Annotated in this window: 21 protein-coding genes; 10 read left to right on the forward strand and 11 right to left on the reverse strand. The window is 33.2% G+C overall.

The window, feature by feature from the left end:
- Positions 1-11: 11 nt before the first annotated feature.
- The 5 genes from AC1EUU_RS06510 (at position 12) to AC1EUU_RS06530 (ending at position 8,200) form a co-directional block, all read left to right on the forward strand.
- Entirely contained in the window at positions 12-2,762 is a 2,751-nt protein-coding gene (locus AC1EUU_RS06510) for a TonB-dependent receptor (RefSeq protein ID WP_480200577.1), read from the forward strand.
- Between the two features lie 4 nt (positions 2,763-2,766).
- Positions 2,767-3,969, forward strand: a complete 1,203-nt coding sequence (locus AC1EUU_RS06515) for a DUF4249 domain-containing protein (protein ID WP_480200578.1) — start codon at positions 2,767-2,769, stop codon at positions 3,967-3,969.
- A 75-nt stretch (positions 3,970-4,044) separates the two neighbouring features.
- The gene (locus AC1EUU_RS06520) at positions 4,045-5,226 is read left to right on the forward strand and encodes a DUF4249 domain-containing protein (RefSeq protein ID WP_480200579.1); all 1,182 of its coding nucleotides are present in this window, start codon (positions 4,045-4,047) and stop codon (positions 5,224-5,226) included.
- 83 nt (positions 5,227-5,309) lie between these two features.
- The gene (locus tag AC1EUU_RS06525) at positions 5,310-6,476 is read left to right on the forward strand and encodes a DUF4249 domain-containing protein (RefSeq protein ID WP_480200580.1); all 1,167 of its coding nucleotides are present in this window, start codon (positions 5,310-5,312) and stop codon (positions 6,474-6,476) included.
- A gap of 11 nt (positions 6,477-6,487) precedes the next feature.
- Positions 6,488-8,200, forward strand: a complete 1,713-nt coding sequence (locus tag AC1EUU_RS06530) for a hypothetical protein (RefSeq protein ID WP_480200581.1) — start codon at positions 6,488-6,490, stop codon at positions 8,198-8,200.
- 73 nt (positions 8,201-8,273) lie between these two features.
- Here the strand turns inward: AC1EUU_RS06530 and AC1EUU_RS06535 are convergent, their stop codons facing one another.
- Genes AC1EUU_RS06535 through AC1EUU_RS06545 form a run of 3 tightly spaced genes read right to left on the reverse strand, consistent with a single transcriptional unit; the run spans position 8,274 to position 10,402 of the window.
- A complete protein-coding gene (locus AC1EUU_RS06535; protein WP_480200582.1) occupies positions 8,274-9,314 on the reverse strand; it encodes a hypothetical protein in 1,041 nt (346 codons plus the stop codon).
- Positions 9,295-9,861 (reverse strand): hypothetical protein, encoded by a 567-nt coding sequence (locus AC1EUU_RS06540; protein ID WP_480200583.1) that lies wholly within the window; start codon positions 9,859-9,861, stop codon positions 9,295-9,297. The genes AC1EUU_RS06535 and AC1EUU_RS06540 overlap by 20 nt, the downstream gene beginning before the upstream one ends.
- Entirely contained in the window at positions 9,854-10,402 is a 549-nt protein-coding gene (locus AC1EUU_RS06545; RefSeq protein WP_480200584.1) for an RNA polymerase sigma factor, read from the reverse strand. Before AC1EUU_RS06545 ends, AC1EUU_RS06540 begins: the two co-directional genes overlap by 8 nt.
- A gap of 123 nt (positions 10,403-10,525) precedes the next feature.
- Between AC1EUU_RS06545 and meaB the strand changes: the two genes are divergently transcribed.
- Complete coding sequence (gene meaB / locus AC1EUU_RS06550) at positions 10,526-11,623, forward strand: methylmalonyl Co-A mutase-associated GTPase MeaB (protein ID WP_480200585.1); 1,098 nt, start codon at positions 10,526-10,528, stop codon at positions 11,621-11,623.
- 55 nt (positions 11,624-11,678) lie between these two features.
- Here the strand turns inward: meaB and AC1EUU_RS06555 are convergent, their stop codons facing one another.
- Genes AC1EUU_RS06555 through AC1EUU_RS06565 form a run of 3 tightly spaced genes read right to left on the reverse strand, consistent with a single transcriptional unit; the run spans position 11,679 to position 14,347 of the window.
- Positions 11,679-12,785, reverse strand: a complete 1,107-nt coding sequence (locus AC1EUU_RS06555) for a peptidylprolyl isomerase (RefSeq protein ID WP_480200586.1) — start codon at positions 12,783-12,785, stop codon at positions 11,679-11,681.
- Positions 12,786-12,792: 7 nt separating this feature from the next.
- Complete coding sequence (gene gldI, locus AC1EUU_RS06560) at positions 12,793-13,326, reverse strand: gliding motility-associated peptidyl-prolyl isomerase GldI (RefSeq protein ID WP_480200587.1); 534 nt, start codon at positions 13,324-13,326, stop codon at positions 12,793-12,795.
- Complete coding sequence (locus AC1EUU_RS06565; RefSeq protein ID WP_480200588.1) at positions 13,316-14,347, reverse strand: DHH family phosphoesterase; 1,032 nt, start codon at positions 14,345-14,347, stop codon at positions 13,316-13,318. Before AC1EUU_RS06565 ends, gldI begins: the two co-directional genes overlap by 11 nt.
- Positions 14,348-14,486: 139 nt before the next feature.
- On the opposite strand from AC1EUU_RS06565, the gene AC1EUU_RS06570 reads away from it, so the two are divergent.
- Entirely contained in the window at positions 14,487-14,906 is a 420-nt protein-coding gene (locus tag AC1EUU_RS06570; RefSeq protein WP_480200589.1) for a nucleoside-diphosphate kinase, read from the forward strand.
- Positions 14,907-14,954: 48 nt separating this feature from the next.
- Here AC1EUU_RS06570 and menD read toward each other — a convergent pair whose 3' ends face one another.
- Genes menD through AC1EUU_RS06585 form a run of 3 tightly spaced genes read right to left on the reverse strand, consistent with a single transcriptional unit; the run spans position 14,955 to position 18,920 of the window.
- Positions 14,955-16,616 (reverse strand): 2-succinyl-5-enolpyruvyl-6-hydroxy-3-cyclohexene-1-carboxylic-acid synthase, encoded by a 1,662-nt coding sequence (gene menD, locus AC1EUU_RS06575; protein WP_480200590.1) that lies wholly within the window; start codon positions 16,614-16,616, stop codon positions 14,955-14,957.
- Positions 16,617-16,619: 3 nt separating this feature from the next.
- Positions 16,620-18,002 (reverse strand): M20/M25/M40 family metallo-hydrolase, encoded by a 1,383-nt coding sequence (locus AC1EUU_RS06580; RefSeq protein WP_480200591.1) that lies wholly within the window; start codon positions 18,000-18,002, stop codon positions 16,620-16,622.
- Between the two features lie 57 nt (positions 18,003-18,059).
- Entirely contained in the window at positions 18,060-18,920 is an 861-nt protein-coding gene (locus AC1EUU_RS06585) for a PPK2 family polyphosphate kinase (RefSeq protein WP_480200592.1), read from the reverse strand.
- A gap of 105 nt (positions 18,921-19,025) precedes the next feature.
- Here AC1EUU_RS06585 and AC1EUU_RS06590 point away from each other — a divergent pair, with 105 nt between their 5' ends.
- The 3 genes from AC1EUU_RS06590 to AC1EUU_RS06600 all read left to right on the forward strand — a co-directional run bounded on the left by AC1EUU_RS06590 (position 19,026) and on the right by AC1EUU_RS06600 (position 20,480).
- Positions 19,026-19,535 carry a flavodoxin family protein gene (locus AC1EUU_RS06590; protein ID WP_480200593.1) on the forward strand — a complete coding sequence of 170 codons (510 nt, stop codon included), beginning with the start codon at positions 19,026-19,028 and terminating at the stop codon, positions 19,533-19,535.
- A gap of 162 nt (positions 19,536-19,697) precedes the next feature.
- Entirely contained in the window at positions 19,698-20,027 is a 330-nt protein-coding gene (locus AC1EUU_RS06595) for an ArsR/SmtB family transcription factor (RefSeq protein WP_480200594.1), read from the forward strand.
- A 12-nt stretch (positions 20,028-20,039) separates the two neighbouring features.
- Positions 20,040-20,480 (forward strand): SRPBCC family protein, encoded by a 441-nt coding sequence (locus tag AC1EUU_RS06600; RefSeq protein WP_480200595.1) that lies wholly within the window; start codon positions 20,040-20,042, stop codon positions 20,478-20,480.
- A gap of 35 nt (positions 20,481-20,515) precedes the next feature.
- On the opposite strand, the gene AC1EUU_RS06605 is transcribed toward AC1EUU_RS06600, so the two are convergent.
- Positions 20,516-21,625 carry an efflux RND transporter periplasmic adaptor subunit gene (locus AC1EUU_RS06605; protein ID WP_480200596.1) on the reverse strand — a complete coding sequence of 370 codons (1,110 nt, stop codon included), beginning with the start codon at positions 21,623-21,625 and terminating at the stop codon, positions 20,516-20,518.
- 24 nt (positions 21,626-21,649) lie between these two features.
- Positions 21,650-22,909 (reverse strand): ABC transporter permease, encoded by a 1,260-nt coding sequence (locus AC1EUU_RS06610; protein WP_480200597.1) that lies wholly within the window; start codon positions 22,907-22,909, stop codon positions 21,650-21,652.

Genomic DNA, 22,909 nt, shown 5'->3' on the forward strand with positions numbered 1-22,909 from the left:
ACTTTTTAAATATGAAATTTTTATTTCCTCTTATTATCGCTGTTTTTTGCTTTCAAAATTTAGTAAGTCAAAACAATGAAAAGATCACTTTAAGCTATGATAATTCTAAAAAAATAGAAGTAATTGAACTCATAGAAAAAAAAACGAATTATAAATTCTTCTTTGTTGAAAAGTGGCTTGATACGAATCGAGTTTCGGGTAATTTTAACGGCGCAACGATAAGATCTGTCTTAGACAACCTTTTTAAGAATTCATTGATTAATTATTACGTCTCAGAAGATGGAAAGGTAATTCTTACTGAGAATAGTCTTATTAGATATAAACTTCCTAAAGATTTTTTTGAAACCGAAAGTGAGGAAATTGAAGAAAATAATGAGCCCGTATTATTTGTAGAAGATATCGCTCAAAATAATACTTCAAGAATTCAAACCATAAGAATTGGTAAAGAGAGTTTATCATCTAGTAGAAAAAGATATACGCTCTCCGGTTACGTGCGGTTAAAAAATTCAAAGGAGCCAATTGCTAATCTGGTATTAAATGTAAGTAATAGAAATATTAATACCGTCACAAACAATAGAGGTTTTTATTCATTGGAACTACCCCCAGGGTTAAACATAATTGAAACAAAATCGCTAGGTATAGAAGATTCTAAAAGGAGAGTAATTATTTATAATAATGGTACGCTAAATTTAGAATTAAACGAATCTTCAGAATTACTAGACGAACTTGTCATAGAAGCGGAGGGTGATAGAAATGTAAAAGAAGCCATTACAGGTGTTTCACAAATAAAAATTGAAGAAATAAAAAATATCCCTCTTATTTTAGGGGAACGAGATATTTTAAAAGTAGCAACAACATTACCCGGAATTAAGACAGCCGGCGAAGGGTCATCAGGATATAATGTTCGGGGAGGGAAAACCGATCAAAACCTTATCTTATTAGATAACGGCGTTATTTATAATCCATCTCACTTTTTTGGGATCTTTTCTGCCATTAACCCTTTTACAACTGGAAATGCAAAAATATACAAAGGAAATGTTCCTGCTGAGTTTGGAGGGCGATTATCTTCTGTATTCGATATTGAAACAAAAGCAGGAAATAATGAAAAATTTTCGGGCGAGGCTTCGATTGGCCCCGTTACAAGTAATTTAACTCTAGAACTTCCGATAATTAAGGAAAAAGCATCTGTTATTGTTGGTGGTCGAGGTACTTATTCAAACTGGATCTTAAGATCACTAGACGATGAACAACTTAAGAGAAGTAAAGCTTCATTTTTTGATGTTGTAACTAAGTTTGATGTTAACATTAATGAAAACAATGACTTAAAAGCTACTGGTTATTTTAGTAAAGATAAGTTCAGTATCACCTCTGATTCGTTATACAGTTATAGTAATCGTTTAGCAACACTTTCTTGGAATCACCGATTCAACAAAAAAAATAGCCTGGATCTGATTTTAGCTAATAGTGAGTATAAATTCAATATTGAGTATGAAGGTGGCTTTGATCGTAATTTTGATCTTGGATATAAAATAAATGAAACAGAGCTAAAGCTTAAGTTTAAATACCTAATGAGTGATAAGCACAAATTTGATTATGGTATTTCGAGTAAGTTCTATTCTGTTAATCCTGGAAGTATAAAACCTCTTGATGACAGATCAATTATAGATCCATTAGTTATACCCAAAGAAAAAGCCTTGGAATCTGCAATTTTTATCTCAGATGAATTTGAAGTGAATAAAAAACTACTGTTAAGTTTAGGCTTTAGATACTCTATTTATGCTTCATTAGGTGAATCTACACAAAGAGTTTATTTAGAAGGTTTCCCGCGAAACGAAAGTACCTTAGTAAATACTGTTGATTATGGTAATAATGAGGTCATTGAAACATATAGCGGGCCTGAATTTAGAGCTTCCGCGAGATACTTTCTAGGAGAAGATTTATCAATAAAAGCCGGTTATAATAGCAGCTATCAGTATATACATACCTTATCGAATAACACAACTGTTTCTCCAACCGATACCTGGAAACTTTCTGATCTAAATATTAAACCTCAAAGAGGGCAACAAGTTTCTTTTGGAATATTTAAAAATATAGAAGGCAATAAATATGAGCTAAGCCTTGAGGGTTATTATAAAAAAACCAAAAACATCTTAGACTATAAGGTAGGAGCAAATCTATTACTTAATGAGACCATAGAAGCTGAAGTATTGCAAGGCGAAGGTAAAGCCTATGGTGTTGAATTTTTAATCAAAAAGAATAAGGGCAGACTAAATGGCTGGTTAGGTTACAGTTACTCAAGATCATTTAATAAGCTTGATGGTGAGTTCGCCGAAGAGAGAATTAATAACGGTGAGTTTTTCCCGTCTAATTTTGACAAACCTCACGACGTAAATTTGGTAGCAAATTATAAATTAACGAAGCGTTTTAGCCTTTCTGCCAATTTTAATTATCAAACCGGAAGGCCGGTTACCTATCCGATTGGTAGTTATATCTTCAATGGAGCGGAACAAGTTGTTTATAGTGATAGAAATAAGTTTAGAATTCCAGATTACTATAGATTGGACATTGGTTTAAATATTGAAGGGAATCATAAGATCAAGAAATTTGCACATAGTTTTTGGAATATTTCTATTTACAATGTTTTAGGAAGAAATAATCCATATTCTGTATTTTTTGTTACCGAAAATGGTCAGATAAAGGCGTATCAAAGCTCCATATTTTCAATTCCTGTTCCTACAATTACTTATAATTTCAGATTCTAATTCAATGAGTACTAGATTATATAAAAACTTATTGGCTTTTATAGTGGTATTGCTTAGCAGTTGCGTTGAAGAGTTTGTACCCGAAACAGTTACTTTTGAAAGTATCTTAGTAATTGACGCGTCTATAAGTAATGAGTTCAAACAGCATGAAGTACACTTATCAAGAACTTTCAGGTTTGAGGAAGAACTAGAATTAGAAAATGAGGCTATTGTTAAAGTTATCGACGATCAAGAAAATGTCATTGACTTTTATCAAAGTGAACCAGGTGTTTACAAGTCTATTAGTGAATTTAGTGCAGAACCCGGTAAATCGTATCGATTAGAAGTTGTTACTAAAGATAATGAAGCTTATACTTCACAAACCGAGGCACTACCAAGTAGTACATCTCAATTAGGAGATATTAGTTTTTCAACTGGTACAAATAATCTAGGTGATGAAGGTGTGAATATTGTTATATCGAGCTTTGACCCAAGTAGAAACTCTAAGTTTTATAGATATGAATTTGAAGAAACTTATCAGATAGTTGCTCCTTTATGGAGACCTGATAAGGCTATCGTAATTTCTGATGTACCACCGTTTGAAGTTGATACAGCTCCAAGAACGCGGGAAGAGAGGATTTGTTATAATACCATTACAAGTACCGATATTATACAAATCGAAACAAACAGTTTTATGGAAGATAGAGTGACAGAATTTCCTTTAAAATTTATATCTAAGGAAAGTCCATTCTTAAGAGATCGATATAGCATTTTGGTCAAACAATATGTGCAATCTATTGAAGCCTTTAATTTTTATAAAACATTGAATGAATTTTCTTCATCTGAAAGTTTATTTACCGAAAATCAACCCGGTTTTTTAGATGGTAATATAACACCAAATAACCCTGATGTAAAGGTTATCGGTTATTTTGAGGTAACATCATTTACTTCAAAAAGAGTATTCACTCGATTTGAAGAGATATATCCCGGTGAAGGTCGTGCTCCTTATTTTACAGATTGTGTACTGGTTGCTCCTGAATTAATAAATCCAACCAGCCCATTTTCGTCTCCTTTGATTAACAATATTAAGTTAAATTTAATCACATTTATTGAAAGAAATTCTGCTCCAAGTAGAGAACGCCCAGGACCGTTTCTAATGACAAATAGAGAATGTGGTGATTGCACAGTTTATGGCACTAATATAAGACCAGATTTTTGGATTGATTAATAACAAAATTTCATGAATAGCAAAAAAATAATGTCAATTTTCAAAAGGTTTAGGTATACTAAACTGTTGCTGTTATTGTCATTATTTTTAGTTAGTTGTGTGGAAGAATTCGTGCCTGAGGACATCACTTTTGAAGATATTCTAGTTGTAGAAGGCACCCTTACCAACGAGTTTAAATTTCATGAAATAAAACTATCGAGAACTTTCAGATTTAATGAAGAACAACCATTTGAAACTGGAGCTAATGTTAGACTAGTTGATGATTTAAACAATAAATTTGTATTTATTGAAACTGCTCCCGGTACTTATACATCTTCTGGTGAGTTTGCCATTCAACCACAAAGAACTTATTCGTTAAAAATTACCACAAGAAATAATAACTCTTATTCTTCTTCTGAAGTAATGCTACCAAGTAATACTGCGCAAATTACAGATGTTACCTATGCAAAAGCAGAAAATTCTGAAGGTGATGAAGGTATTGAAATCCTTGTGGATAGTTTTGACCCTTCCGGTAATGGAAAATATTACAGATATGAATTTGAGGAAACACAAAGAATAATAGCACCACAAGGTTTTGGAACTCAAGAGATTTTTATAATTTCTGATACTCCACCTTTTAAAGTTGGTAATAGACCACTTACTAGAGAAAAAAGAGTTTGCTATAAAACTACTATAGATGACCAAAGTATCATACAAACCCAAACCGTAGAACTTAGCGAAGATAGAGTTACTAAATTCCCAGTAAAATTTATCTTTAAAACAGATTCAATAATTAGAGATCGATATAGTATCTTGGTTAAGCAGTTCGTGCAAAGTTTAGAGGCATTTACCTATTTTAAAACATTAGACGAATTTTCTAATTCTGAAAGTGTATTTACGGAAAATCAACCAGGATTCTTAAATGGAAATATATTTTCTGATTCAAACCCACTTGAAAAGGTTATTGGCTATTTTGAAGTTTCTTCGGTATCAACAAAAAGATTATTTATAAATTATCGAGAGGCATTCCCTGGAGAAAATATATTGCCTTATTTTTCACCTTGTGAAACTTCGAAACCTTGGTTAACCGATCCTGATGATCCAAGTGCTTCGCCTTTGATTGACCTTTTAAAGGAAAATAAGGTTACCTATTTATTTATAAATGAAGATTTTTTTGGTAATCCCGTTGAAAATCCTCCATATGAAGTAGTAAATATAGAATGTGGTGATTGTACATTTTATGGAAGCAATGTTAGACCCGATTTTTGGATTGATTAATTAAAGAAATGGTGAAAAGCAATAGAATAACATCAAAAGCAATAAGGTTTAGTTACACTAGACTTTTATTACTATTCCTTTTGATGAGCTGTGTCGAAGAATTTGTACCAGAAGACATTACTTTCGAAGACATATTAGTTGTTGAAGCAACACTTACTGACGAGTTTAAATTTCATGAAATAAAACTGTCCAGAACTTTTAGATTTAATCAAGAACAACCCTTTGAATCCGGGGCAAGTGTTAGATTGATTGACGATTTAAATAACGAATATCTTTTTGAAGAAGCAGATCCTGGAACTTATATTTCTTCGAATGAATTTGCCATTCAATCTGGAAGAACATATACATTAAAGGTTAGTACTACGAACAATACATCTTATACTTCTACGGAAGTGATGTTACCAAGCAATTCATCGCAAATTACAGATGTTACTTATACGAAAGCGGAAAATTCTGAAGGTGAGGAAGGCGTTGAAATATTGGTTGATAGTTTTGACCCTACTGGGAACGCAAAATACTATCGTTATGAGCTAGAGGAAACTTATAGAATTAATCCACCTTTTTGGAGTCCACATGAAGCAATAATACTATCTGATTCACCTCCTTTTGATGTGGATTTTGGTCAGAGATCAGATGAGGAGAGAGTATGTTTTAACAACATTTTCAGTAACAGTATTATTCAAACTCAAACCAATAGTTTAACCGAAAGTCGAGTTACTAAGTTTCCAGTAAGATTTATAAGAAAAAATGCTTCCATAATTAGAGATCGATATAGTATACTTGTAAAACAATACACACAATCTCTCGAAGCCTTTCTATATTATGAAACGTTTAATGAATTTTCGAGCTCTGAAAGTGTATTTACCGAGAATCAGCCCGGTTTTTTAAACGGAAATATTGTTTCTGAAACAAATCCGGATGAAAAAGTATTGGGCTATTTGGAGATTGCCTCTGTTTCAACCAAAAGGTTATTCTTTAATTACAGAGATGTTTTTCCAAATGAAAATAAACCAGCATTCTTTGTTGAATGTGAAGAACCTGTGATACCACTTTTAACAGACCCGAATAATCCTGAGGTTTCACCATTGCTTGAAATGTTAAACACTGGTGAATATGAAGTTTACGATCTCAATTTTGAATTTTTCTCAGGAGAACTTAGTAAAATAAATCCATTTCATCTAGTTAAGCGTGCATGTAGTGATTGTACGGTTTTGGGAACAAATATTAAACCTGATTTTTGGATTGATTAATAAAGAACATTATGAAAAAAGCCATTATTCTATTTTTACTTTTAGTGATTAAAGCACATTGTTTTAGCCAATCAACTGTAAACATCAATAACATACCCCAAGAAAAGATTTTCGTTCATATAAATACTACTTTTCTGGTTTCGGGTGAACCACTTTACTATAAAATCTATTGTATCAACTCAGAAACAAAACAACTCAGTAATTTAAGTAAAGTAGCTTATGTAGAACTCGTTAGCGAAGAAAAAAAATCTTTACTTAAGCATAAAGTACGATTGGAAAATGGTGAAGGTTACGGTGATTTTTATGTGCCAACTTCGTTAAAGTCTGGCAATTACAAACTCATTAGTTATACCAAACTCATGAGAAATAAAAATCTATTCTTTGAAAATGACATACTTATAGTTAATCCTTTTCATGATGATCAATCAAAAATTCTTGATACAACGAGTGTTGCTAATAATGAAAAGGGTTTAAAGCTAGATGAACTAAAAAAAAATAAGCAAGAATTTCTTTCAATACAAGTTAAAACAGATCAAGTTAAATCAAGAGAAAAAGTTGCTTTAAAAATAAACGCAATGCAGGGTCAAAACTCTTTTGGTGATTATTCTATTTCTATTAAGAAGAAATATCCTGTTAAAACAGCGGAAAAACTATCAAGTACAAATTTTGCAAACTTATATAGTTCGACTAAGAATTCTAGTGCAAAAGGGGGCTTCTTTATTCCGGAGTTTAGAGGAGAACTTATTAGAGGAAAAGTAATTCATAGTAAAACGAACACTCCGGCTTCCAATATTAAAGTTGCACTTTCAATTCCTGATGAAAAGCCAATATTTAAAATTGCAGGAACGAATGAAGAAGGTACTTTCTTTTTTAACTTAAAAGAGCGATACGAAAACACTACTGCCTTAATTCAAATTGTTGGTAACACCACTGACGATTATGAAATATTAATCCCAGAAGAAAGTCCGATTGACTACAGTCAATTTAATTTTAAGAGATATTACATCAATAAAAAAGATAAAGATATTATTCTGTCTAAGAGCATAAACAACCAAATAGAGAACTCCTACAGCAATGTTAAAAAAGATTCTATTAAAATGAATGCCATAAATGAGCCTTTCTACGGTTCAATAGGTAGCGCTTATTATCTAGATGATTATAAAAGATTTCCAACATTAAAAGAAACCTTTGTAGAGGTAATAGAAAATGCCTGGATAGCAAGAAAAGGGGATAAACATCAGTTTAAAATTAGACGTAATTTTAAATCATTAGATTTTGATCTTCCTAGTCTTTTATTGGTAGATGGTATTTTGGTTCAAGATCATGATGAAATCTTATCTTATGACGCCAACAAGATAAATAAGATTAGTGTTATTAGAGATCAATATATTTATGGCCCTCACATTTTCGAAGGCATCATTGCTGTTGAGACTAAAAACAAAAACTTCAAAAGTGCTACTAATGGAAAAGCAATTGAATTATTTAAACCAACCTCTTTAAAGAGATATTATTCACCAGATTATTCAACTAATTCAAATAGCTATAAAAGAATACCTGATTATAGAGATCAACTACTTTGGGAGCCTAATTTAAAGATCAATAAAAAAGAGCAGACTTTAGCTTTTTATACTTCTGATGAAAAAGGAACCTATGAAATTAGCGTTGAAGGATTTACTCAAAAGGGAACTCCTGTTTCAGTGCAAAAGTTTATCTATGTGGAGTAATTAAAGTAAAAACCGCTAGATACTGAATTGGTTTCAATAGATAGCGGTTCTTTTTGGTTAATTTTCTAATTAATTATTTGGGAAAGCTCATTGAGCCGTAACGGACATTCATGTTAAATTTGGCATCTTTAGGAGCTTTTATTTTAATCAGCTTTTTTATTTTTAATCGCTCTCTCTTTTTTAAGATCTTACTTGCTTCAGCCCTGTGCTTTGCTAATTCTTTCTTTCTCTTTTCCATAACTTCTTGACGCTTTACTAAAGCCAGTTTTCGTTCTGCTTCTCTCTTCTTCATAAGCTTTTCTCGTTCTTTCATACGCTTCTCCATACGTTCTTCATGCTTTTTCATACGTTCTTCATGGCGTTTTTCGCGCTCTTCCATTCTCTTCTCAATTTCTCTTTGTCGACGCTCCAATTCTTCTTTTGAAAGATCATCTCTGTCTGTTGATATTGATATAGAATTTCTACCGATTTTAATATTAGCTCCTTTTAAAGCTTCCTTATTACGCTCTTTCCACTCTTTTAAATACCCTTTGTCTTTTTTATACTTATCAAAATCAAATCTTTCAATTATCATTAGATCATCTCTAATGTCTTCTATATCTATAATTATAGGATCAATATCGGGCAGCGGTGGTAATTCAATATCTGGCATTACAAAATCTAAAGAGTCCAATAACTCTAAACTGGCAATTGAGATTTCTGGTATTACAAATTTCAAGTTATCTCTAACATTTGCCAATGATTCAGCAACAATAACGTCATAATTTGGAGCATCGAAGTCAATAGAATGTATATCAATATAGCTACTGGTTCCTGATTTAATTCGCACTTTATCTTTATTCCCAAAAGCTTCAAAATCCCATTGATCATAAAACTTAGCGCGCATTTCTTCATTTATTTCTTCACCCTCTACCTTCATAAAAGCTTCAACAACTACTTCATTTTTATCCCAGGTTTCAATTTCAATATCTGTATACTTCGTATTGATATCAATAACTACATCTGGTTTTACTATAAATCGTTCTTTAAAGCTTTTTTCTTTCTTTTGAGCATATGTAGTAAATGCAAGTAAAAAGGTAAAAGCAATAATTAAATTATATCGTACTGTCTTCATTTTTTATAGTGTTTGCTGTTTGTAATTCTTGTAACTGGTCTTTTAACTGTAATAATAATTGTAATCGTAGTTGTAGATTGGTTATTAAAGCATTAATTGTTTTTTCGTTAATTCCTTTTTCGGCCAATTCTTTATTTAGTCGTTGGTAATCATCATCTAGTTTACCAATTTTTTCAAGATAATCATCGAGTAATTTCTTATTCTCCGGAGTTTCTTCTAGGCCAGCTAGCTCATAACTGATAGCTGTGAGGTAGTAATTTTCTACCTTTTGCATTTCTGGAGACACACTACTAAGGCTTGTGAATTTTATTTCTGTTAGGTCTTCTTCAGGCGTTTCAACAGATGCTATATTTCCTTTTAAAGCAAAATATCCTAAGCTGATGAGCACTAACAAAGAAGCCGCAATTTTCAAAAAGAAGAAAGTAGCATTCTTTTTAGGCTTATGTAATTCTGTAAGCCTATCTTCAAAACGAGCTCTATGATTTTTTGGAAGCTCTAACTCGTGCTGCTCGGCATCCTTTAAAATCTCTCTAATATCTTTAGGCATAATTATATTGTTTTAAAAGTTCTTTTAATTTGTTTTTTCCTCTATGAAGTTGTGATCGTGATGAAACCTCAGATATATTTAATATCTGTGAAATCTCCTGATGATCGTATCCTTCTAATAAAAATAGCTTCACTACCACTTTATACTTTTCAGGTAATTGATGAATCGCTTGCTTAATATTCTCAATGGTTGTATTGTCATCGACCTCCCAATTTTCTTCATCTGCTATCTGTATTTTTTGATTATTCATTGACACAATTGTAAGCTTACGGCGTTTTAACCAATCAAGGCAATTATTAATTACAATTCTCTTTAACCATGCTCCAAATGATACTTCTCCACTAAAACCGCTTATGTTATAAAAAGCCTTAATGAATGCTTCTTGTGTCATATCTTCAGCTATAGCCTCATCTTTTACAAAATTGAAAGCCGTATTATACATCGCCTTACAATACATATCATATAATTGCAGCTGGGCTTTTTTATTATTTTTCTTGCATTCTGCAATTAAACGTGATTGCAAAAATTTAGTTTGGCTCATGTTTTATTTTTGATTCTATTTTAAATACGACAATTTATTGTAAGCGTTGCACTTTGCTAAAAAATTATTCTAAATTTACATTTTATCAGCTATACAGAAAGCTGAATATTCGAGTAGAGCTACATGAATAAACCTAAAAAACATAAAAGTGCATTGCATGAATTAGAAGGTATTGAACCTCCTAAATCTGTTGATGTATCGTCTGTTAATAAGATAAAATTAAGCAGAAATAAGCTACCTGACACCAAAGAGTTTGTAAAGCACATTTTAAAAGGGGATCGAACTTATTTAAGTAGAGCCATTACCTTAATTGAAAGTACAAATACAAAACATCAGCTTCAAGCATCTCAAATTATTACGAATTGTTTACCTCATGCAAATAATTCTATTAGAATAGGTATTACTGGCGTACCAGGGGTTGGAAAAAGTACATTTATCGAAGCTTTTGGGAAGCATCTAACCAGGTTAGGAAAAAAAGTTGCTGTACTTGCCGTAGACCCAAGTAGTTCTATAAATAAGGGAAGCATACTAGGCGATAAAACACGTATGGAAGCCTTGGTAAAAGATGAAAATGCCTTTATTAGACCCTCGCCTTCTGGTGAATCTTTAGGTGGAGTAGCTCAAAAAACACGAGAAACTATTATTCTTTGCGAAGCCGCCGGATATGATGCCATTATTATCGAAACTGTTGGCGTTGGGCAAAGTGAGACGGCAGTACACTCTATGGTGGATTTCTTCTTATTGTTAAAGTTAGCAGGTGCTGGTGATGAATTACAGGGAATAAAGCGTGGTATTATAGAAATGGCAGATGCTATAATTATCAACAAAGCCGATGGAGATAATGTAAAAGCGGCGAAGTTGGCGAAAACAGAATTTGCACGGGCTCTGCATTTATATCCTCTTAAAGATAGCTCTTGGCAACCCAAAGTGGCAACTTGTAGTGCCCTACACGATGAAAGTATTGACACAGTATGGCAGATTATTGAAGAATATTTGTCTCTTACTAAAAGCAACAACTATTTCAATCAAAAAAGGAATAATCAGAACAAATACTGGCTATTAGAAACAATCAATCAACAGTTAAGAGATCAATTTTATAATAATCCTCAAATAAAGAAGGAATTAGAGAAGCAGTTAGAACTTCTTGACAAGGATAAAATTACGCCCTTTGAGGCAGCAAAAGTCTTATTAGCCATTTATCATAAAAAAAACGAGCACTAAGCCCGTTTTTTAATGTTTAATTGTAAGCTCTTACCTTATCTAAGCAAGCATTTTCTTATTCTGACTTTTCATCTACGACCTCAATCTCAAATATCAAATTGGTATTTGGAGGTATGGGTCCGGCTCCTTGTGAACCATAACCTAAATGAGATGGAATAAATAACATTGCCTTATCTCCATAATTCATATTAAGCATTCCTTCTCTAAAGCCAGGCACTAAAGTTGCTTCTTCACTATACACCATTGTAAAAGGGTTGTAAGCACCCATCATTTCTTTACGCTTATTGTACTTATTCATTTTCTTTGCTAATTCCATATAACTGGTATCAAACAAATTTCCATCAGTGAAATATCCGGCATAATTTATACGTACGTTGGTGCCTTTTTTGGGTTTTACGCCAGATCCCTCTTTAGTGATAATCATTTTTAGTCCAGAAGGCAATTCTTTCGCTTTCGCTTTATTCTCTTCAACGACCTTTAAAAAAGCTTCCTTTGCTTTTGCAATCGCTTCGTTCTTTAATCTTGTTTGCTCTTCTAAACCTTTAAAATAATTAGCAAACACCAAAGGTGCATCAAATTTTTTGGCCTCCTTACCTACTCTAATGATATTAATATGATTCATTTTATCACCTACAGCAATGCTATCGACCACATTTTGTCCTTCCATCACCTGTCCGAAAATGGTATAATCACCATTGAGGCTTGGATATTCTACATGTGTAATAAAAAACTGACTTCCATTGGTATTTCTACCAGCATTGGCCATAGCTAATACTCCAGCCTTATCAAAAAGAAAAAGTTCTGTGCTATCTGCCTTTTTGGGATGCTCATTTTCAAACTTATATCCGGGTCCACCTGATCCATTTCCATTAGGGTCACCTCCTTGGATCATAAAGTTTGGTACCACTCTATGAAAGGTAAGTCCATCATAAAAAGGTTTTCCTTTATATTTATCTTCTACATACATATTGCTTCCTTCAGCCAAGGAAATAAAATTTGCTGTAGTTATTGGAACATCTTTATATTCTAAAGAAAGTAAAATATCGCCTTTAGTGGTTTCAATATCGGCATATAACCCGTTAGATAGGTCTTTATACTTTACAGTTTTACATGAAGTAAAAGTTATTATAAAGACTACTAAAATTAAATTTAAAAATCGCATTATCTCTTTATTGTTTATTCTGAATCTTTTTTAGCGTTACTGTATAGCGTAATGGTTGATTACCTCCTATTTTCTGATAACCGGCATAACCATATGCCTTATATGATGGAAACAAAAAAACAACTGTTTCCCCTTCTTTCATTAACTTTATACCATCTTGTAAACCCGTTATTAATTCTTCCTTATCTACCAAATAATTACGCTCTCCCAGATCTTCTTTAGTGTAAATTTGTGCACCATATATATCGGCTATTTCATATTCATAAATAACCTCATCTCCTTTTACAGGAAATTTACCAGAGATAGAGTCTTTGGTCTGATAATAATACCAAAATCCCGTTGGAGATGCTATATATTGATTCAAAGAATCTAAATCCATTAAACGTTTTAACTCATTTTCTTCAGCCTTATTAATAGTCTTATTTCGTTCAATAGATTCTTTTAAAAAGGTTGAAGTTTTACGACTAATTGGTTTCCTCGGTTCGGGTATTCCACAAGCAACAACCAGTAACGTTACCAATAAAATTAGGCTATTCTTCATAAGATTTTTGTAATTCAGTTTTATATTGATGAATTGTATTTAAAAACTTCTCTACCGTTTCTTTTAAGCTCAATTCGCTTCTTCCTCCCGCGGCATTGTCATGACCTCCTCCATTAAAATGATTTCTTGCAAATTTATTCACCGAAAATTTCCCTTTAGATCTGAATGATATTTTAACTATACCTTGTTTTTGATCTTCAATAAAAATTACTGCTAAAACAATTCCTTTTAATGATAATCCATAATTTACAAACCCTTCGGTATCGCCTTTCTTAAAATTATGCCGACTCATTTCTTGTTGCGAAAGTGTTATATATGCAGCTCTACAGTTGTTGACGGTACGTAGATTTTTTAAAGCTGTACCTAACAGTTGTAATCTATTATAGGAGTTTGTATCATAAAGATTGTTATGTATTCTTGTATGATCAATACCTCTACTCATCAAATCAGCTGCAATATTCATTGTAACCTTAGTTGTTAATGGAAACTTAAAGGATCCTGTATCGGTTAAAATGCCTGAATATATGCAAGTCGCAATAACATCATCAATTTGATCAAGAACATTTAGTTTATCAAATAAATGATATATCATTTCACATGTTGAAGACATAGAGCTATCTGAATATGTAATCTTAGCATATGCATCTGGCTGTTCATGATGATCGATCATTATAAATGTTGCATCGGTATTTTCAAGCGATTGTTGCATTGCTGCTCCAACACGGTGGAGAGCATTAAAATCAAGTGTGAAAATTAAGGTCGCATTATTTATAAGCTCGGCAGCATTTGCCTCGTCTTCTTCAAAAATAATGATATCATCAGCTCCGGGTAACCATTTTAAAAAATCTGGAGCATCATTTGGTGAAATAATAGAAACCGAATGTTCATTTCTTTTTAGATAATGGTATAATGCCAAACATGAACCGTAGGCATCTCCATCAGGATTTCTATGCGGTATAATTGCAATTTCTTTTGAATGAGAAAGTAATTGCTTTAACTCATTAATCTGCTGTTCATTCATCGATTGCGAATATACAATAAATTAAATTCTGTTTTCGCTGTTTTTAGTTACCATGTTTGCGCCTAAAATATTAACATATAGATAATTTTGGCAATCAATAAAATAATCTATTTTTGCAGCAAATTTTACAAAAGACAAAATGGCAACAAATAGAACATTTACTATGCTTAAACCTGATTCTGTAGAAAAGGGTAATATAGGAGCAATTTTAGAAAAAATAAATGCTGCAGGTTTTAGAATTGTAGCGATGAAACTAACACAAATGACGCAAAGGGATGCTGAAACATTTTACGCAATTCATAAAGAGCGTCCATTCTTTGGAGAGTTAGTACAATACATGACAAGAGGACCTATTGTAGCGGCGATTTTAGAAAAAGATAACGCTGTTGAGGATTTTAGAGCTTTAATTGGAGCTACAAATCCAGCTGAAGCTGCTGAAGGAACAATTAGAAAAATGTTTGCTGAGTCTATCAGCGAAAATGCAGTTCATGGTTCTGACAGTGATGAAAATGCAGCGATTGAAGGTGCATTTCATTTTGCTGAGAGAGAAATGTTCTAAACTTATTTTAGATATAAATTTAAAGCCTGAGTTTTTCTCAGGCTTTTTTTATTTGATGTAGTTAAAATATTCTTTAAGAATTTGATCATTACTTTCTCTAGGTGTAATAATCTCTAGTAATTTTGGTTGATCAGTAAGTTCATAAAAGTCCTTGAGTTTATCTTTTAAGTCTGTAATGTTAACCGCATTCTCGTAATCAAACCCGAACATCGTACATAGGTGTGAGGCGTTCAAATTATGTGGTGTTTCAAAATAATCTAGAGCATTAGTAGATTGAGGGCCTGGTATAAAACGAAAAATTCCGCCTCCAGAATTATTAATAAGAATAATTCTAAAATCATTTCTAATATGGCTATTCCACAATGCATTACTATCATAAAAAAAGCTAATATCACCAGTAATAAGTACTGTTTGTTCATTAATGGGTAATGAAGCACCTATTGCCGTAGATGTACTACCATCTATCCCACTTGTACCCCGGTTACAAAATACTTTTAACGTACTATTGAGGTCAAACAACTGAGAATAACGCACCACTGAACTATTACCCAATTGCAATTGTATATTATTGGGTAAAGTGTTTAAAACATAATCGAATACTTTTAGATCTGAGAATTCAATTGTGTCTAAATATTGGTGGTGTTTTTGATTTCTAATATCTTTTAACCGTAGCCAGCTTTGTTGATACTCACCATTCTTTGTTATTTTTATAAGCGGATTGAATTGCCTAAAAAAGTCAATAGGTGCAACTTTAAAATGCTGGTTTAAGCTATTGTACGTATTCAAAGCTTTCTTAGTATCAACGTGCCAATGATACTTTGGCTTGAAACTTCTTAAAAATTGCTTTACTTTTTTCGAAACAATCAGTCCCCCAAAAGTTAGTAGGATTTCTGGTTGCAGTTTTTCAAGTTCGATATTATCTAGTGGTAAAATGACCTTATCAATACTATTAATAAATTTTGAGTTCGCAACATTAGAGGTGGTTTCTGTTAAAACTATTACTGATTCCTTATCAGTAAAATAATCAAGCTGCTTTTGTAATTCTGGATTAGGAAAATTTGTGCCAATTAATATCATTTTCCGTTGACTTTCATTCCAAACTGTTGCAAACTTGTGCAATTCATTTATTGAATCGTAAGTTACACTACTCTTCTCAGGTAAAACATCAAAAGATAACTCCTCAACTGTTTCATACAAAGGTTCATCAAATGGAACATTGATGTGCACCGGGCCTTTTTTATTAATAGCTGTTTTTAAAGCATCTTGCAATAGTAATGCGTTGTGCTTACTTTGATCTGCATTAGCTATTAAATTGGCGTTAAATAATGAATGATTATTAAATACATTTTCTTGCCTAATGGTCTGACCATCTCCAATATCAATTAAATGTTTGGGGCGGTCAGCAGAAATTATAACCAAAGGAATATCACTATAAAAAGCCTCGGCTAAAGCTGGATAATAATTCAATAATGCTGAACCTGAAGTGCATACCACAGCAGTAGGTTTTCTTTTTTGTTGTGCAATGCCCAATGCAAAAAAAGCTGCGCAACGCTCGTCTGCTATACTATACGTTTTTATATTTGGGTGATTCGTAAAACCAACTGTTAAAGGCGCATTACGAGAACCTGGAGAAATTATAACATCTTCAATCTGGTAGGCTGCACAGTGCGCAATTACTAACTGCGCAAGCTCGTCTTTGGGATAGCTCATTAATTATTTTATTCCGTAAGTATCAAACAAGTAAATAATAGAGGCCATTGACGCTGCGCCTAATTCCAACTCACGTTTATTTACTTTATCAAAAGTATCTATTGCGGTATGATGATAATCAAAGTAACGTTGTGAATCTGGACGTAGACCTAATATAACATTTCCATCCTTTTTTAGTGGCCCTATATCGGCTCCACCTCCACCACGATCAAAAATATGTAAATTATAATGTTTAAATAGAGGCGTCCAACTTAAAACTTGTTGATAATTGCTATCATTACAAGTAAACCCAAAACCACGAGGTGTAAATCCTCCTGAATCAGATTCTAATGCTACAATATGCTTTTCGCCTTTCTCTTCGGCAACTCTAGCATACTCCTTTCCACCACCTAAGCCATTCTCCTCATTCGCAAATAGCACTACTCTAATTGTTCTTTTAGGTCTAATTTTTAGCTCTCTAAATAAGCGTACTACCTCCATTGATTGAACTATACCTGCTCCATCATCATGAGATCCATCACCGACATCCCAAGAATCGAGATGCCCACCAACAACAATAATTTCATCAGGAAATTCTGACCCTTTGATCTCTCCAATTACGTTATATGATTGTGCATCTGGTAAGGTTTGACAGCTCATTTTAAACCTGAATTTTACTTCCATAGTTTTATTCTTAAGGAGTTTACTCAATATTTCGGCTCCATTGGTACTAATCGCCGCTGTAGGTATCCTTTGGTTTTCAGGGTTATCTCCGTAGCTCATTACACCGGTATGAGGATAGTCATCAAGCCTCAAATTCATTGAACGTACTATTGCTCCTGCGGCTCCATATTTTCCCGCTACCCGAGCGCCGCTATAGCGTTGATTAACACTAGCTCCATAAGCCTTCATCGTTTCTATCTTATCAGCTGGCATTGGGCGATTGTAAAAGACAATTTTCCCTTTTACCTTATCACCTAATTCTTCTACTTCTTTTAGGCTCTGCACTTCTACTACCTCTGCTAAAATACCTTCATTAGGGGTGGCAACAGAGCCACCTAAAGCCAAGATTGGTACTTTGAATTTCGCGTTTTTCAATTCAACATACGCTTCTTCTTTAGCGCCACGAACCCAATGAGGAACTGTAACAGGTTGAAGCCAAACGTTGTCTAAACCTAGTTTTTCAAGTTCGGTTTTCCCCCATGCCACTGCTTTTTTATCACCTTCTGAACCAGAAAGTCGATGTCCTATTTTTTTTGAGAGATGTCGAAGCCATTCGTAACTTTTCCCATCAACAAGTACTTTATTAAATATTTTTCTAATCTCAGTGGAGTCTTTCGTGTAGTTCGTTTGTGCCGTAAGCGTTAAACAAAAAATCAAGAGCAGAAGTGTGATTATTTTTTTCATAAATTATATCAACAAATGTTGGTTGTTTCTAAATTAATTACTCCTAAGAAGTATATCTTACAATTCTTTTTCTAACTGTGCCTTAAAATCGGTTAATTTACTTTTAGTTTCGGCGTCCAGTTCGGGTTCTTTAATATCTTTATATTGTCTTAATGTTTCTATAATCGTTTTGGCTACGATATACCTTGCTGTAGGCTTGTCATCAGCTGGAACTATATACCATGGCGCATGCTCTTTAGAAGTTCTATTTAATAAATCTTCATAGCATTCTTGGTATTCCTTCCATAACTTTCGTTCTTTTAGGTCACCTCTAGAGAATTTCCAATTCTTTTCTTTGAGATTAATTCTACGTAATAAACGATAAGCTTGTTCTTCTTTTGATAGGTGCAAAAAGAACTTTAAAACGATAGTGCCATTAGCTGCAATATGCTTTTCAAAATTATTGATCTGCTCCATCCGGTTATGATAAAAAGTATCATCTATGTCTTTTACACTTTTTATTGTTGGGATATTCTCTCCTAAAATATATTCAGGGTGAACACGAGTTACCAATACATTTTCATAATGTGTTCTATTGAATACACCTATTTTACCTCTTTCTGGCAAAGCGATATAATGACGCCATAAATAGTCGTGTCTAAGTTCTTTATCTGTTGGTACTTTAAAACTGTGTACAACCACTCCTCTAGCATTTACATCTTTAAACACCTCTCGTATTAAACTATCTTTACCAGCAGAATCCATCCCTTGCAAACAAACCAACATACTATACTTACCATGTGCATACATAGTATCTTGTAATTCACTTAATTCTTTACGAAGGTCTTTTAATTTCTTTTTAGCAGATTCTTTAACTTCTTTCGTAGCAATTTTCTTTAAAACTACTTTCCCTGAAACTTTATAGTTGTCTGTGCTCATAATCAAAAAAATGATGGCTAAAGATATAAATAAAAGCATTTCTTCTATTAGAAATATCTATACTTTTTCAAAGTATTGAAACTTTAAAAGTTGTTATTTAACAATATGAAAAATAAAACGGTAATAATTAAAGGAAGCGCAAGAAGCAATGGCGATACGCAGCTCGTTGTTAAACAATTAAACAACAATGATAATTTTGACATCATTGATCTAAAACACTATCAAATTGGCCATTTTGACTATGAATTTAAGAACGCTAACGATGATTTCATACCATTACTGAAAAATATCATAGCTAAATATGATACATTGGTTTTTGCTACACCCGTATATTGGTATTCAATGAGCGGGCCTATGAAAGTTTTCTTTGACAGGATATCTGATCTTTTGCATTACAAGAAAAATTTAGGCAGGCAATTACGAGGAAAAGACATGGCAATGATTAGCATTAGCAATGCTAATGACTTAAAAAAAGGGTTTGAAATGCCATTTATAGCATCTGCCGATTACCTTGGCATGAATTATTTAGGTGATATACATGCTTGGGTTGAAAACGGTAAAATTGATCGCGAAGCTCTAAACATAATTGAAGATTTCAAAAAATTAATTATTTGACTTAAACTAAAAGACTCAATCTATGGATTGACCTAGAACAAAGAACTATAGTCAACTTATAATCCCAACTTTATCTACTACAAAATTATTTTCTAAATTATTGCGCAAGTAAATACTTTCACATACATTTGCAAGCAATTACTTGCGTATAATATTAAAATTATGAGAAGAGATATATTTAATGCCATTGCAGACCCTACAAGAAGGGGCATATTAATGTCTTTGACAAATGAATCACAGAATGTTAATGCATTAGCTGATAAGTTTGATATGAGCAGGCAGGCCGTATCATTACATATAAAGTACTTGCAAGAATGCGGTGCGGTATCTGTACAGAAGAAGGGAAGAGAACGTTATTGCAGCGTTGAAGTTCAAAAATTAACGGAAGTAGCGGATTGGTTAGAACCTTTTAGAAAGATGTGGACTAGAAAATTGAATCAGCTTGACGTGTTATTGGAAGAAATGCAAACTAAATCTAAAACAGAACTATAAAACACAATTAAAATGGAAAATAAACCATTGATAATAGAACAAGAGTTCAACGCCCCAATAGATCTCGTTTGGCGAGCAATTACCGAAAAAGAATTAATGGAAAAATGGTATTTCGATATCTCTGGGTTCAAACTAGAGGTAGGTAATAAGTTCCGGTTCGAAGGTGGTGAAGAAGGCAAGCGCTACATGCATCTCTGTGAGATTTTGGAAATAATTCCTCACAAAAAACTAAAGTACTCATGGAAATACGAAGGAAACGAAGGTATCTCTTTTGTCACCTTCGTACTATCAACTCTCGGCGATAAAACCAAAATTAAGCTCATCCATGAAGGGCTTGAAACATTTACAAACCCAGACTTTAAAAGGAAAAATTTTATTGGCGGTTGGAAATATCTAATACATGAATCCTTAAAAGCATTCCTAGAGAATGGCAAGGCACTTCGGTATTGGTAGTAGACAGCACAAAAGCCCGATTTAAGAGCGAATAGTTAACTCTTCTTGTCCTCTTCTTTTAAGCCGTTCCAAACTTTTATTTCGTCACCTTCTGCGATACCTTCTTTAATTTCAACATGTATACCATCGCTAACACCTAAATTAACATCTTTTCTATCAAATCCGTCTCCATTCTTTATCTCCACAAAAGGTGCTTTGGTCTCTTTATCAAATTGCACCAATGCTTCTTTGATAGCTATTACACTATCTGCACGTGCTAAAATAATCGAAGCATTAGCACTTAATCCAACTCGAACAAAGGTGGTATCTTGTTTGTTCAATGTTCCTTTTATTTCAAACTGAATAGCGCCATTTTCTAATTTTCCCTTAGGTGCAATGTAATCTAAAACGGCATCAAAAACCGTATTTTCAACAGCTCCAACAGTTATTTCTAACGGCAACCCTTCTTTTACCTTACCAACATCTGATTCATCAATTTTACCTTCAAAAATTAATTTATTTACATCGGCCAATGAAGCCACCGTAGTACCTTCATTAAAATTATTGGCTTGTATTACCTGATTACCTACCTCAACCGGAACATCTAGCACCATGCCCGAAACTGTGGCTCTAATTAAAGTATTAGCAGCATTACCTAATCCTCTGGTAGAACCAGTACGAACAATATCATAGCTTCTATTTGCTGCATTGTAATCTTGTTGAGCTTGCTTATAGGTTACATCAGCGCGTTCAAGATCTTGTCTTGAAATAACACCTTTATCGAATAGTGCTTTTTGACGATCGTAATTTCGTTGTTGGTCGTCTAAGGCTATTTTTGTGGTTTGGATTCTATTCTTAGCGTCATTTAAAGAATTTAGATTGGGTATAACCTTAATCTTAGCTAATAAATCGCCTCGTTTTACATAATCTCCTCCCTTTACATATACCTCTTGAATAACACCTGAGATATTTGGTTTAATTAAAACTTCTTCTAAGGGTAAAATACTTCCGGTTGCAACCGTCTTTTTAACGATACTTTTTTTCTCAGGTTTTTCGGTTTTATAAACCACCGGATCTTCCTGATTTTTTTGGTATAGATAATACATTGCTCCTGCAAAAGCAACTACTATAAAGACTAAAATAAAAATGGTTACTGATTTTTTCATTTGTGTTCGTTTCTGGTTTATTTTTTAATCTGTTCTTAATGCTTCTATTGGTCTAATTTTAATGGCATTTTGTGCGGGTATGAATCCTGCTAAAAGGCCCGAGATAATAAGAATTGTAAGTGCAATAGACACAACTCCAATATTTACACTCGGATTGGCAAACATATCTACGGGTCCGCTACTGTCTAAAGCCAAATTTATCAGGTAAATAAGTAGCGAAGAAAAAACGATTCCTGCCATACCCGAAATGATGGTTAAAAACACCGATTCTGTTAAAATTTGACTTCTGATATTCCATGGAGATGCTCCTAAAGACCTTCTAATACCAATCTCTTTAGTTCGCTCTTTTACTACAATCAGCATAATATTACTTACTCCGATAATTCCTGAAAGCAATACTAACGTTCCTACAAAATAGGCGATTACTCTAATTGCAGTGAACAATCGTTGCACTCTACTATATTCTTGATGAAGATCAAAGTGACCTACCGCGCGTTCGTCATCTGGATGAATTTTGTGGTTTTTTCTAACAATATCGAATATTTTATCTTTAATATTAGTTATTGGTGTATTATCTACAGCTGTAATCGCCATCCATCCTACTCTATCAGCACGATTAAAGGCTTGAGAAAAAGCTGTAAACGGCACATAAACCTGTTTTTGATCTTCTTCTCCATCACCGCCACTGCTTTTCTTTTTATAGGTGCCAATTACCATAAAATTAACACCCTGAATCTTAACATAGGTACCTAATACTTCTTCGTTTTTATCGTATAACTCATTTCGCACACCTTCGCCAATAATAGCTACTTTTCGATTCTGATTAATATCATTATAATTAATAAACCTACCAGAGGTTATATCCATAGGCTCTTGTTTAATGATCTCTGGATAGTCACCATAAACATCATAGGCTCCTGTTTTTATACCTCTTATTACATTGTTAGAGCCATTAAAACCACCTAATTGGTTACGAGGAGAAACATATCGTAAATTAGGAACATTCCTCTTAATATCTTCTACATCAGAAAGGCGATAGCTAAATCGTCTATCTTTTGGCATCCCTTGATATGCTTTTGTGGCTGTACGTGTCCACATAAACATGGTATTCGTAGCTACATCGCCAAATTCCATATTCACCCCATTTTCAAATCCCTTACCGGCAGCTAATAGTATAATCAATATGAAAATCCCCCAGAAAACTCCAAAAGCAGTCAATACTGTTCTAAACCAATTACTTGATAGTACTTCTATTATTTCTTTCCAGCGATCTCTACTAAACAT

The organism is Maritimimonas sp. 2205BS37-2 (genome assembly GCF_056591755.1).